Below are 12,657 nucleotides of genomic sequence, written 5' to 3' on the forward strand. Positions count from 1 at the left end.
TCCGGGACTCCGGGGCCTGCCGTGCTCAGGCCTCGTGCAGCGACCTGTCCGCCGGCCCCGTGGTGAAGCCGGTGAAGCGGACCTCAAGGCCCTCGCGCTGCGGCGAGCAGCAGAACGGGCCGGCCAGCGCCGCCGCCCCTGGGTCCAGCGGGGCGAGCCTGACCATCCGCCAGGGCCCGTCCTCGCACCGCGCGCGCACGGTGAGCGCGTCACCGGCCCGGCTGGCCCGTACGGTCACCCGCCGCCCGGCCCAGTCGGGGACGGGCGCCATCGACCAGTCCGAGACCTCGCGGGTGACCACGGCCCCCAGATGCGGGACCCCGTCGGTCAGTTCGATCCCGGCCTTGATCCAGTTCTGTTCGTCCACCCGGACCATGACCCCCGCCTGGTCGTACAGGGTGTCGAAGTCCGCCACGAACGTCACCTCGACGGCCGATCCGCCGGGCAGGTCGGTAAGAAGGGCATGCCCGTCGTCGTGCACGAAGCCGTAACTGGTGGTGCGCCAGAAGTCGCCGCGGTCCCGGGTGGTCACGAGCAGATCCGCGCCCTGGGCGACGGACGCCTGCGGCGGGTTGAGCCAGTAGGCCTGCGCCCAGTCGACCGTCTGCTGTCCGTTCATCGGATCCCCTTGATCGTCGGCCTCCGATCGTACGAGGCGGGAGGGCCGTCCAAGGCGGGAGGGGCGTACGAGGCGGGTGGGTCAGGGCACAGAGGGGCAGGGCAGGTGGGGCGGCGACCCTGCCCGCCAGGAGCAGCGCTTCCTCATAACAAAAAAGCCCCGGACGAATTGGCGTCCGAGGCTCGATCCTGCGTATATTTAACCCTTCATGTCTTTGCGAGAAAAGGCATGAAGAAGAACTCTTCTTCCAGAACCATATCGCGTCAGGAGTCGAATTGTCAACCGAGGAAATGCGGCAGGAACAGCAATTCATCACCGGCCTCTATGCCCGGCTCGATCAGCTCAGGGAGCTGGCCGAGGAGTCGGTGCGCGACGCGCTCGTGCAGGTCGGGACCGGTTTCCAGGCCCGGCTGGAACGGGATGTGCTGGTGGCGGAGCAGTCCGGGCTGCTCGGTGCGCTGCACTCGGGAGAGAACGGTCTCTGTTTCGGGCGCATCGACTTCCGGGACGGCCGGGCACACCACATCGGGCGTATCGGAATTCGGCAGGACGATCCGTCCCGTACGCCCCTGGTGATCGACTGGCGGGCGGATGTGGCGCGCCCCTTCTATCTGGCGACCGGTCATTCCCCGATGGGCCTGCGGCGCAGGCGGCACATCACCACCGAGGGGCGCACCGTCACCGCGCTCCACGACGAGCTGATGGACCTCGGGGACCCCACCCGTACCGGCCACGAGGGCGCGGACGCCGATGAGGTCCTGCTGGCCGCGCTGGACGCGGCCCGCACGGGGCGGATGCACGACATCGTCCGGACCATCCAGGCCGAGCAGGACCGCATCATCCGGGCGCCCCACCAGGGCGTCATGGTCGTCGAGGGCGGCCCCGGCACCGGGAAGACCGTCGTCGCGCTGCACCGGGCGGCGTATCTGCTGTACGAGCACCGGGAGCTGCTGGCCCGTCGCGCCGTGCTGATCGTCGGCCCGAACCCGGCCTTCCTGAGCTACATCGGCGACGTACTGCCGTCCCTGGGCGAGACCGGCGTGCTGCTGGCCACCCTCGGCGAGCTCTTCCCCGGTGTGCGCGCCACCGGCACCGACAGTCCGGCCGCCGCCGAGGTCAAGGGGCGCGCCGCGATGGCCGACGTGCTGGCGAAGGCGCTGCGGGAGAGGCAGACCGTGCCCGAGCGGGCGACGGAGATCGGCCACGACGGCTACGGGACGCTCCAGCTGGACCGGGCCATGGCCGAGGACGCCCGGTGGCGGGCGCGCGAGAGCGGGCTGCCGCACAACCTGGCCAGACCCGTCTTCGCGTTCCACATCATCGACGCGCTCACGGCGCAGCTGACCGAGCGGATCGGTGCCGACCCGTTCGGCGGGCCCAATCTGCTGGGGCCCGACGACATCGCGCAGATGGGCAAGGAGATCGCGATGAGCCGGGAGGTCCACGCGGCCGTCGACGAGCTGTGGCCACAGCTCACCCCGCAGGAGTTCGTCGCGGACTTCCTCGCCGATCCGGTCCACCTCGATGACGAGCCGGCCGGGCTGATCCGGCGGCGGGGCGGGGCCTGGACCGAGGCCGACGTACCGCTCCTGGACGAGGCCGCCGAGCTGCTGGGCGAGGACGACAGCGCGGCCCGCGCCGCGGCCGAGGCCGAGCGCCAGGAGCGGATCGCCTACGCACAGGGCGTGCTGGAGCTGTCGGCGGGCTCGGAGACGTACGAGTTCGAGGACGAGGAGTCCGAGATCCTCGCGGCGCACAACATCATCGACGCCGAACGGATGGCCGAACGGCACGAGGAGGCCGACCTCCGCAGCGCGGCCGAGCGGGCGGCGGCCGACCGGACCTGGGCGTTCGGCCACATCGTCGTGGACGAGGCGCAGGAGCTGTCCGCGATGGCCTGGCGGCTGCTGATGCGCCGCATTCCGACGCGTTCCATGACGCTCGTCGGGGACCCGGCGCAGACCGCCGAAGCAGCGGGGATCGGCTCCTGGGAACGCATTCTGGAGCCGTACGTGGGCGACCGCTGGGAGCACGTACGGCTGGGGGTCAACTACCGGACGCCCGCCGAGATCATGGAGGTGGCGGCCGGGTTCCTGCGGGCGCACGACCCGTCGTTCGAGCCGCCCGGCTCGGTGCGGTCGACCGGGGTGCGGCCCTGGGCGCTGCGGGTCACCGCGGACGGCCTGGCCACAGCGGTGGCGCGGGAGGCCGCGGCGGCCCGGGACGGCGGACGGGTCGCGGTCGTCGCCCCGGCGGCACTGCACGCGTCGCTCCTCGCGGAGCTGCCGGACGCGGGTCACGGGCCCGCGCCCGACCTCACCCGGGACGTGGTGCTGCTGGACGCACGGCAGGCGAAGGGACTGGAGTTCGACACGGTGCTGGTCGTGGAACCGGCCGCGTACGGCGTGAGTGATCTGTACGTCGCGCTGACCCGCGCCACCCAGCGCCTCGGGGTACTGCACACCGTCGATCTGCCCGAGGCGCTCGGCGGGCTGGAGGAGTCGGGGGCCGCCGGCCGGTCGGACGGCTGACAGCCCCCCGGCGGTCAGTTCGGCAGCCGGTCCAGCAGCCAGGTGCACAGCTCCTGGGTGATGGCGGTGTGCTCGGTGGTCTCCGAGGAGCACAGGAACTCGTCGAGTTCGCTCTCCTCCGGAGACATCCGGTCGATGCTCGCGTACAGATCCGACGGCTGGTCGAGGTCACGGACGGCGACCGCGCTGACGGACGGGACGAAGCAGACGTCGGGGTGGCGCAGGTCCACGGTCGCGCCGAACTTCTTCAGCATGTCGCCGAGGATCCTGTACGAGTCCAGCGAGCCGCCCGGTGCTCCGTCGAGCGCCGGGAAGCCGCTGGTCCTGATCGTCTTCTCGCCCTTCGGGAAGAGGCGCTTCAGCTCCGCGACGACCACCTCGTGGCCCTCGGCCTGGGTGAAGAACGTGGTGCCCGGGTAGACCAGCTTCCCGGTGCTCGCCAGGGCGATCTGGCCGGGCGGGACATCGAGGCCCCGGCCGTCACCCCGGCCGTTGGCCACGGCGATCCTGCGCGGCCTCATCGGCCACCCACCGACGTCCTGGAGCGCGTCCAGGAACTTCTCGCGCTCCGGGTCGATCCGGACCGCGCCGCTCTCGTTGTCGTAGTGACGCCACAGCATCTGCCGCGCGGCCGAACTGTTCATCTGCCGGGCGAAGTTGTTGGCGACCGGGATGAAGTGCGCGAACGCCTGGAGCCCGACCGGGATCACGGCACCGCGGTGCGGGCTGTCGTAGGAGAAGTAGAGCGCCGTACGGTGGTCGATGGCCTCGCTCTCCATCCTGGCGAGCGCGTAACGGGTGACGATCCCGCCCATGCTGAAGCCGCCCACGGTCAGCGGGGCGTCGCCCTCCTGACCGCTGATGGTGCGCAGGATGGCCGCGGTCGCCGCCTGGGCGTTGTCGAGGATCGACGCGCCCCGATTGTCGTAGCCGAGCAGGATGACGTCCCTGCCCCGCCGCCGCAGTTCGGTGAGGAACGCGAAGTCCCCGTCCAGGCCCTTGTAGAGCGCGTCGAGGTCGCTCTTGCCCAGATTGAACCCATCGGCCATGAGCACCGGGTTCCGGATGGCGTTGTTGCCCTCGCCGTAGTAGACGCGGGCGAAGCCGAAGGGCAGGTCCCACTCCTCGTCCGGCCGCGGAACCCGCACCTCGGCCGTGCGCGCGGTCCCCAGTGAACCGGCAAGCGTGAACTCGCCGATGCCCTGCTCCGCCGTCTCGCCCTGCTGTCCGGACAAAGTGTCGCTCCTCTGTCTGCGCCCATGCCGCAGCGGCCCGAAGAACACGGGCTCGGTGACCGCGGAGGGTGCGAAGACCGGCACATCATGGCCATACGTCCGGCGCCCGGATACGCGATCGCCGCACGGCGTCACCCCTCCAGGTACGAACCCGGCGTGGTGTGTTTATCCCGCCGGAATGCGGGCTTGGCGCGTCTCTTTCGGTCGGGGAACGGCCCCGAGCGGCCACCCGCGCGGGTGGGGCCCGGCAAGAGGGTCCGGGACCGTTCCGGCGACGCCTCCGGGAGCATCGCGATCACGCCATTCCTCGGCTCACCCCCTGTTCGAATCCGTCACGCCCCCGGCCCGACCAGGACGAACCAGACCGTCTTCGCGTGCGGCGCGCTCCCGCCGTGCGTCGTGGTCCCCCACCGCCCGGCCAGGCTGTCCACGATGAGGAGCCCCCGGCCGCGCTCCGCGTGCGGATCGGCACCCGGCTTCGGCAACGGGCCGGGCTCGTCGTCGGTCACGTAGACCAGGACCTGACGCCGGTTCACCGTCACGTCCACCCGGATCCGCGCCGACCGCGTGTGGCAGTGCGCGTTGGACACCACCTCGCTCACACACAACCGGGCGTCGTCCGCGAGCCCGCAATGCGCGGTGGTACGCAGCACGGCGCCCACGAAGTCCCGTGCGATCCGGGGTGCGGTGGGGGTGTTCGGCGCGATGAGCCGGTAACGCTCGCCGCGTTGGGGGAGGTACGGGGTGGGCGGAGGCGGAGCGGTTACGGAGGTCATGACGAGGTCTCCCTACGTGAGCGGGTCTCCGAGGTGGCATCAACTCGCGTGCGGGTGGCTGCACTTCGACCCACGGGGCGAGCTGTGCGACACGATGGGAACGGTAGGGTCAATAAATGCACCGGCGCAAGTCTGCACCTCTTGTGTTCACGCCCAGGGGTGAACGCGTCGCATACCGGCGAGCGCCCTGCGAGACTGCACACGCAAACAGGGGAAGGTGACATGCCACCAAGGGACAACCCGACCGCACGCCAGGCCCGCTTGGGCAGTGAGCTGCGCAAGCTCCGCGAACGTGCGGGCAGGACCGCCCGCGAGGCAGCCGGGCGTATCTCCACCGACCAGGCCAGGATCAGCCACATCGAAGCCGGACGCAGCGGCATCGGCGAGGAGCGGATCCGTCGGCTCGCCAGTTTCTACGCATGCGACGCCGAAGCGCTGATCAACGCGTTGTGCGCGATATCCCGCGAGCACCGGGGCCAGTTCTGGTGGGACGAGTACCGGGGCGTGCTCGCACCCGGATTCCTGAACATCGCGGAACTTGAGCACCATGCGCACTACATGCGATGCCTCCAGTCGGTGACGCTGCCGGGGCTGCTCCAGACCCCGGACTACTCACGAGCCCTGTTCGACGGGGTGCTCCCCAAGCTGCCCGAGGACGAGGTGACAGCCAGGGTCGAACACCGCATGCGGAGACAGTCGGTGCTCGACCGCGACGATCCGCCCGAGTTCGAAGTCATCGTGCACGAGGCCAGCCTGCGCATGCGGGTCGGCGGCCGCAAGGTCGCCCGTGAACAGCTTGAGCACCTGCTTGAGGCAACGGATCGGCCTGCCATCACCGTGCGCGTGATTCCATTCGCGAGCGAACACTTCGTCGAGGTCACGCAGACAGTGCTGTACGCGGGCGGAGTGGTGCCGCAGTTGGACACCGTGCACATCGACACACCCTTCGGCGGCACCCACCTGGATGCGGCAGCCGATCTCCACCGGTACCGGATGCAGCTCGACTTCGCACAGGAGGTCAGTCTGGCCCCCGAGGAGTCGCGAAGCTTCATTCACCACATCGCACGGGACCTGTGATAATCCGCAGCATGAACACAGAGATCGAGTGGCAGAAGTCGTCCTTCTCCGGCGGCGGCGGGGAGCAGTGCGTCGAGATCGCGGCGCACGCCGGCGAGATCCTGATGCGCGAGAGTGACGACCCAGGCGCGGTGACCACCACCAGCCGGGCCAAGTTCGCCGCGTTCATCGAGGGCGTCAAGGCAGGCGAGTTCGACCACTTCGCCCGGTAGTAACCTTCAGCCGTAGAGCCCACGAGAGCCCTCCGCCCACGGCGGAGGGCTTTTGCGCGTCTCGGCAACATGCATGCTCCGGGGCATAGTTGCACCGCAAGCCCGGTGACGCTACGGTCACCGTACGTCGCCAAAGCGAACAGGCGCATCGCCCGGCCGCACTCGCGCAGCAACGCAACTCCCCCTGCCCGCAGACGCATTGAGCGTCATGCGGGCACACCCGGGCCGCCCCCGCCCCGCTGTTCGTCACACAACCCCGGGGCGGGGGCTCTCCGGCACCGCACCGCACCAACCCACACGCTGCGATCGGACGGTCGACCATGCGTACGCCACCGCACACCCCGCCCATCGAAGCCCGCGTCGAGCACGGCTTCCGGCTCGACGTGCTCCGGTACGGGCCCGCGACCGGCTTCGTGCCCGAACCGGTCGACCTCCGCATCCTGGCCTGCCCCCGCGAGGCCGTCCGCGTGATCCGCGTCCAGCTTCGCGCGAGCCACGTCCTCGGGCTGACCCCGCGCGAGACGGCGCGGGCCCTCCACTGGGCCGACCAGGGTGGCTGGGTACAGGCGCTCGGCGCGCTCCATCGCGACGAGCCCTGCGGATTCACTTTGCTGCTCCGCAGGGGGCGCCACATCGAGTGGAGCGTGCGCCCCCTGCGCTACGTATCGCTCACACCGCCACCGGGGCGCTGAGGAGCGTCTCCGCTGAGCGATGCTCCTGCCGGTTAAAGGGCGGTCCGAGATGTTTGTTCTATTCCGTATGAGATTCTTCGCGGGAAGCAGGGGCGGCATACGGCCGCGCCCGACCGGGCGGGGGACCCTCCTCGCCGCCGGACGAAAGGGAGACACGGTGCGGGACACGACGGACTCGATACGGGACGGGCAACCGGGGCGCAGGCTGTCGTGGCCGTGGTTCCTGGTGGTGGTCGTCGTGTACGCGGGCATCATCCAGGGTCTGGGACTCCTGATCGGCGTGGACACCAGCTACTCGGACAGCCAGTTCCCCACCACCGAGTCCCTGGTCCGCAACGCGCTGATACCGATCGGGGCGTCGATCGTGTTCGCGGCGGCCGTCGTCACCTGGCTCGGCTGGTGGGGCGAGGTCCTGCGCTATCGGGCCCCGGTGCGGCGCTGGGTGCGCTGGGTCCCGATCTCGATGCTCGCCGTCGCGCTGATCGGCCTGAACTACGGCCACCTCTCCGACCAGAGCATCTCCCTGGTGGCCTGCCTGCTGCTGCTCGGGCTGTTCGTCGGCGTCGGTGAGGAACTCATGTTCCGGGGCATCGGCGTCCATGTCTTCCGCCGGGCGGGACTCACCGAGGGCAAGGTCGCCCTCTACTCCTCGCTCGTCTTCGGCCTCGTACACGTCAGCAACGCCTTCGGCGAGGGAGCGCAGGCCATCGCGCAGGCCCTCGTGGTGTCCACCTCGGGCTACTTCTTCTACCTGTGCCTCCGCGTCGGCGGCATCATCCTGCTGCCGATGCTCGTCCACGGTCTGTGGGACACAAGCCTGATCTCCAACCTCGTGGGCGACAAGCCCCAGGTCTCCCTGGGCTTGGTCTTCATCATCCTGCTCCAGGTCGTCCTCATCGTCGTGCTGCTCATCAAGCGCCGCACCACCGAGCCCGTGCCGGCGGGTGTCCCGAGCTGACCGCCCGTTCCGGTGCCCGGGGTGGGCGGGTCAGCCGCCCTGTCCGGCGCCTCCCATCGGGCCGACCGTCACCGGGGAGCCCGAGCCGTCCGTGACGGGCAGCGTGGCGGCACCCGGCCAGTCCAGGGTCACGGACTTCGTCTCGTCCGGCGGGGTCACCACCAGCCCCGTGACACGCACACCGGAACCACCCGACTCGTTCAGCGGGTAGGTGATACCGAAGAAGATCCGCTCCCCGTCCTTGAGCACGTCCGGACCCGTCTCGCGGCCCGCCCGCTCCGCCGACAGCGGCCCCTCACTCGTCTTCAGATCCACACCCGCATACCCCGAGACCGAGCAGTCCCCGCCACCACCGTTCTTCAGCTCCACCACGACCGTGCCCTCACCCTCATCGCTGATGCTCCGGTCCGACGCCGTGATCTCCAGCTCGTCCGTACGGCACTTCCCGACCCCGCCACCCGCACCGGAACCGCCCCCGCCCGTCCCACCGTTCCCGCTGGAACCCTTCCCCTCGGAACCGTCCGCACCGCCCTTGCCCGCACCGACCTGATCCGAACCACCACCCGACGACGACGCGGACGACCCGGCGGACGCGGACGACGGGGCACCCCGACCCGTACCGTCCTCCTCACCCTGGCAGGCCGTGAGCGACAGACTCGCGGCAACGGCCAGAGCGGCGAAGGTGAGCTTGTGAACGCGCATCATGTCTTCCTCAGCATCGGTTGTCGGCACTGCCGGTCGGCGGCGACAGCCGCTCGGTACGGGTCAGTACGGGTCAGTACGAGCGAGCATTTCTGATCACCTAGACCCGCCCGGCCCGGCCCCCCGTTCCGCCCAACCACGCCCTAATACACCGCTGTTACACGCGCGGCCAGGCACGTCACGACGGAACGCACCCCCCGCCCAGCCGCACCACCGGTTCCCACCCCCAACCCCCACCCGCACCCAGCCACCGCCCGCTGGGACAGACCCGTAACCCACCGAACCTTGACCACCAGCGGGCCGCGGCCCTCACCCGGCGGACGCCGGCCCGGACCCACAGGGCTCTCGCCGACACCTCAATCGGGAGGAGATGCGTGCTCCGGCAGGCCGTGCGCCATCGGTCCCGGGTGGCGGAAGAGCGGAAGAGCGGGCCCGCCGGGACCACGGAACACGTGGAGGACCGGTTCACCGCGTACACAGGGGCGCCGGTGCTCGAATAGCCCCATGGACGACACACCGCCCCACCCCCCTTCGCCCACCGCCCCCGACACCGATCTGATCATCGTCGGGGGCGGGCCGGCCGGTTGCGCCGCCGCCCGGACGGCCGCCGGTGTCGGGATGCGCTCGGTCCTGATCGAGGCGGACGCCCTGTGCCGCAACCTCTACCGCATCCCGGCCCTGAACAACGTCCTGGGCGGCCACACCAACGGCCCCGCGCTCGCCGACGCCATCACCGGGGAGCTGGAGAGCACGGAACTGTGCCGCCTGGAACTCGGCCGCCGCGCCGTCGAACTGCGCGCCGACGACGACCGCGTCGCCGTCACCCTGGACACCGGTACGCGCCTCACCGCTCCGTACGCCGTCGTCGCGACCGGCGTCGGCCCGCTCCAGCCCCGTGACGCCGCCTGGATCACCGGGCCCGAGTCCCTCACCCTGCCCCCGCTCTGGCAGGCCGACGCGGACGACGCCGAAGGCCGGACCCTCCTCGTCCTCGGCGGCGACCGCCCGATCGGCACCTTCCTCCGCGCCCACCCGGCCGTCGGCACCCGCCTGCTCGTGGCGTACCCGGACGCCGACGCGTACAAGACCGAAGAGATCCGCGACGACCCCCGCGTCGCGCTCCTGCCCGTCGCGCACCTGACCCTGGCCCCCTCCGGAGGGACCCCGGTCACAGCGGAAGCGGTGGGCCGCGACGGCGTACGGCACACGGTCACGGCAGACGCCGCGTACCTGAGCATCGGAAGCGTGCCCACCGCGCCGCCCGGTGACCTCGTCCGCGGCGCGGACGGCTACTGCCCGCCGACCGGCCGCCGCTCCCGCCTCATCGTGGCCGGTGACCTGCGATCCGCCCGCTTCCAGCGGATCATGACCGCCATGGGCTCCGGCAGTGAGGCCGCGCTGCGCGCCTACTACGCGGCGCGGGAGTTGTCCACCGGGGACTGATCCACGCGCCAGCGCGGTCGGCGCCGAGCACGTGCCCGGCGCCCCCGCGCTACCCGGCCCTCACGCCAGCACCCGTACCCGTACGCGCCGTGCCCCGGCCGTGACCAGGGCGAGGGTCATCAGCGCACCGCTCACCCAGACCGGCGCCCGGTAGCCGAATCCGGCGTCCAGGGCCAGGCCGCCCGCCCAAGGTCCCACCGTGGCACCGAGGTTGAAGGCGGTCGTGGAGAAGGCGCCCGCGAGGGTCGGGGCGTCCGGGGCCTGGTCGAGGACGCGGGTGATCAGGGCCGTGCCCGTACCGAAGGCGAGCATCCCCTGGACCAGGATCAGGGCGAGGGCCACCACCGGACTGCCCGCCGTCAGGGCCAGCGCGCTCCAGCCGAGGGTGAGGGCGACCATCCCCGAGGCGATGAGCGCGGTGGGGCGGACGTCGGCGAAGCGGCCCGCGACGGTGACGCCGAGGAACGAGCCCACGCCGAAGAGCGCGAGGGCGGCCGGTACCCATCCCGCGCCCAGACCGGTCTCCCTGGTCAGCAGCGGTTCCAGGTAGGAGAACGTACAGAAGGTCGCCCCCTGGACCAGGGCCATCGTGAGCAGGGTGAGCCGGAGCCGTGAGCGGGTCAGGACGCGCAGCTCGGTCCGGACCGGTACGGGTTCGGCGTCGGGCCGTCCGCCCGGGATGCTGCGGACGATCGCCAGGACCGCCGGTACGGAGACGAGGGCGACCGCCCAGAACGCCGACCGCCACCCCCACCGCTCCCCCAGCACCGCACCGGCCGGCACCCCGACCACACAGGCGACCGTGACCCCGCCGACCACCACGGCGGTGGCCCGCGCCTTCAGGTGCGCGGGCACCAGGGAGACGGCCGTCATCAGGGCCACCGCCCAGAAGCCCGCGTTGGCGAGGGCCCCGACGAAACGGGTCGCGAGGAGCACTCCGTAACTCGGGGTGAGCGCCCCCACGACATGGACGGCGACGAACACCGCGAGGAACAGCAGCAGTGCGCGGCGGCGGGGCCAGCTGCGGCTGAAGAGCGCCATCAGGGGCGCGCCGATCACCATCCCGACGGCGAAGGACGAGGTCAGCAGACCCGCCGCGGACAGGGAGACGTCCAGGTCGGCGGAGATGCCCGAGACCAGCCCGGACAGCATGAACTCGGAGGTGCCCTGGGCGAAGACCGCGAGCCCGAGGACGTAGACAGCGAATGGCATGGGAACAGGACCCCTTGGACGGAACCGTCGATGGACGAGACAGACCGGTGTGCGGGGATACGGGCCCACGCCCCGTCGTGCGCGCCGGAGCGGATCCGGCGGGCGGCGACCTGGCGGCGCGGAAGAATGCCCCGCTGATCGCGGGGGCATGACTCGGTGAGCGGCGCTTCGGCGCGCGTGACCGAGGAGGGAACGGCCCGTACCCGCGGTGATCCGGCGGGGACGGAGCCGTGCGAAGAGATGCCCGTGACCCTGTGGGTCACCCGGCGTCGGTCAGCAGGAACTCGGCCACCGGAGCACCGGTGGCCTCGGTCTGTCGGACTCGGGGCTGGACATGGGCGCCACGGTATCCGGCCGGGCGGTCCCGGTGCCAGTGGATAAGGCGCGGGGAGCTCTGCCGGGCCTGGTCCAAGGCCGACGGCTACGCGAGTGACGCTCGCAAGAAATTTCCTACCGCCGGTGTTACGTTTTAGGTATGAGCAGCCATGCAGCCCACCCCGTACCCGAGCGGGCCGGTAAGAGATCCGTCTCGCTGGCACAGTCGTTGATCAACGAAGTCGAGGAGCGGACCGGAAAGAACGCGTTCTCCTCCGTCGTGGCCGAAGCTCTGGAGCAGTGGCTCGCCACGGCCAAACTCCGCGAGGTCGTCACAGCCGACCGCAAGGCATTCGGCCCCGTCTCCGACGAGGCACGGCGGCAGGCGGAACTGGAGTGGTGAGTAAACGCCTCAAGATCAAGGCGAAGAGTGAAGGCACACTCGTCCTGGATGCCCAGGGGCTTTCGCTGCACGTCGACGGCGACGAGGGTATGCGGGCGCGCATCGAGGTCGCCCAGCAGAGCGGCCGAAGAGTCGCATTGTCCGCCCTGACGCCTTTGGAGGTGCGCCGGAGCGGGGAGGCCGCCAAGCGGCTCCAGTTCCTGCTGTCCCGGTTCGACGTGAAGCCGGTCAGCGACGTGGTGATAGACGCCGCTGAGAAGCTGCTGGATGTCTCGGGCCTCGATGGTCACGAATGCCTCGTGGACGCGCTCGTGGTCGCCACGGCCGCACTCTGCACGCCCCCGGTACTACTCGTCACCTCCGACAAGTCGCACATCCCGGCCCTGTGCAAGGCCGCCGAGGAACTTTCCGGCTCACCGAAAGTGAAGATCATCAACGTCTGAGATTTCCACCGTCGCACACCGGGCCGCCCAGCCATGTGC

13 protein-coding genes are annotated in these 12,657 nt (G+C 70.7%); 8 read left to right on the plus strand and 5 right to left on the minus strand.

Annotated features, from left to right (window positions below; genetic code table 11):
- Positions 1–25 precede the first annotated feature (25 nt).
- Complete coding sequence (locus tag OG413_RS06895; protein WP_266803491.1) at positions 26–619, minus strand: DUF1349 domain-containing protein; 594 nt, start codon at positions 617–619, stop codon at positions 26–28.
- 290 nt (positions 620–909) lie between these two features.
- Between OG413_RS06895 and OG413_RS06900 the strand changes: the two genes are divergently transcribed.
- Entirely contained in the window at positions 910–3,150 is a 2,241-nt protein-coding gene (locus OG413_RS06900; RefSeq protein WP_266809951.1) for an AAA family ATPase, read from the plus strand.
- A gap of 14 nt (positions 3,151–3,164) precedes the next feature.
- On the opposite strand, the gene OG413_RS06905 is transcribed toward OG413_RS06900, so the two are convergent.
- On the minus strand, positions 3,165–4,385 hold the full coding sequence (locus OG413_RS06905; protein ID WP_266803492.1) for a triacylglycerol lipase: 1,221 nt from the start codon (positions 4,383–4,385) through the stop codon (positions 3,165–3,167).
- Positions 4,386–4,717: 332 nt separating this feature from the next.
- Positions 4,718–5,161, minus strand: a complete 444-nt coding sequence (locus OG413_RS06910; protein ID WP_266803493.1) for an ATP-binding protein — start codon at positions 5,159–5,161, stop codon at positions 4,718–4,720.
- 222 nt (positions 5,162–5,383) lie between these two features.
- Here OG413_RS06910 and OG413_RS06915 point away from each other — a divergent pair, with 222 nt between their 5' ends.
- From OG413_RS06915 to OG413_RS06930, 4 genes are all read left to right on the plus strand, one after another.
- On the plus strand, positions 5,384–6,238 hold the full coding sequence (locus tag OG413_RS06915; RefSeq protein ID WP_266803494.1) for a helix-turn-helix transcriptional regulator: 855 nt from the start codon (positions 5,384–5,386) through the stop codon (positions 6,236–6,238).
- A gap of 11 nt (positions 6,239–6,249) precedes the next feature.
- Positions 6,250–6,450, plus strand: a complete 201-nt coding sequence (locus OG413_RS06920; RefSeq protein WP_266803495.1) for a DUF397 domain-containing protein — start codon at positions 6,250–6,252, stop codon at positions 6,448–6,450.
- A 320-nt stretch (positions 6,451–6,770) separates the two neighbouring features.
- A complete protein-coding gene (locus tag OG413_RS06925; RefSeq protein WP_266803496.1) occupies positions 6,771–7,142 on the plus strand; it encodes a hypothetical protein in 372 nt (123 codons plus the stop codon).
- A gap of 157 nt (positions 7,143–7,299) precedes the next feature.
- On the plus strand, positions 7,300–8,100 hold the full coding sequence (locus OG413_RS06930; RefSeq protein WP_266803497.1) for a CPBP family intramembrane glutamic endopeptidase: 801 nt from the start codon (positions 7,300–7,302) through the stop codon (positions 8,098–8,100).
- A gap of 30 nt (positions 8,101–8,130) precedes the next feature.
- On the opposite strand, the gene OG413_RS06935 is transcribed toward OG413_RS06930, so the two are convergent.
- Complete coding sequence (locus OG413_RS06935; protein ID WP_266809953.1) at positions 8,131–8,802, minus strand: DUF4232 domain-containing protein; 672 nt, start codon at positions 8,800–8,802, stop codon at positions 8,131–8,133.
- A gap of 504 nt (positions 8,803–9,306) precedes the next feature.
- On the opposite strand from OG413_RS06935, the gene OG413_RS06940 reads away from it, so the two are divergent.
- On the plus strand, positions 9,307–10,245 hold the full coding sequence (locus OG413_RS06940; protein ID WP_266803498.1) for an FAD-dependent oxidoreductase: 939 nt from the start codon (positions 9,307–9,309) through the stop codon (positions 10,243–10,245).
- 60 nt (positions 10,246–10,305) lie between these two features.
- Here the strand turns inward: OG413_RS06940 and OG413_RS06945 are convergent, their stop codons facing one another.
- Positions 10,306–11,457 carry a Cmx/CmrA family chloramphenicol efflux MFS transporter gene (locus tag OG413_RS06945; protein WP_266803499.1) on the minus strand — a complete coding sequence of 384 codons (1,152 nt, stop codon included), beginning with the start codon at positions 11,455–11,457 and terminating at the stop codon, positions 10,306–10,308.
- A gap of 475 nt (positions 11,458–11,932) precedes the next feature.
- On the opposite strand from OG413_RS06945, the gene OG413_RS06950 reads away from it, so the two are divergent.
- Positions 11,933–12,175 (plus strand): hypothetical protein, encoded by a 243-nt coding sequence (locus tag OG413_RS06950; protein WP_266803500.1) that lies wholly within the window; start codon positions 11,933–11,935, stop codon positions 12,173–12,175.
- Positions 12,172–12,618 carry a DNA-binding protein gene (locus tag OG413_RS06955; protein ID WP_266803501.1) on the plus strand — a complete coding sequence of 149 codons (447 nt, stop codon included), beginning with the start codon at positions 12,172–12,174 and terminating at the stop codon, positions 12,616–12,618. Before OG413_RS06950 ends, OG413_RS06955 begins: the two co-directional genes overlap by 4 nt.
- The last annotated feature ends 39 nt before the right edge of the window (positions 12,619–12,657 follow it).

It is taken from the genome of Streptomyces sp. NBC_01433, assembly GCF_026340105.1.
Lineage (GTDB): Bacteria > Actinomycetota > Actinomycetes > Streptomycetales > Streptomycetaceae > Streptomyces.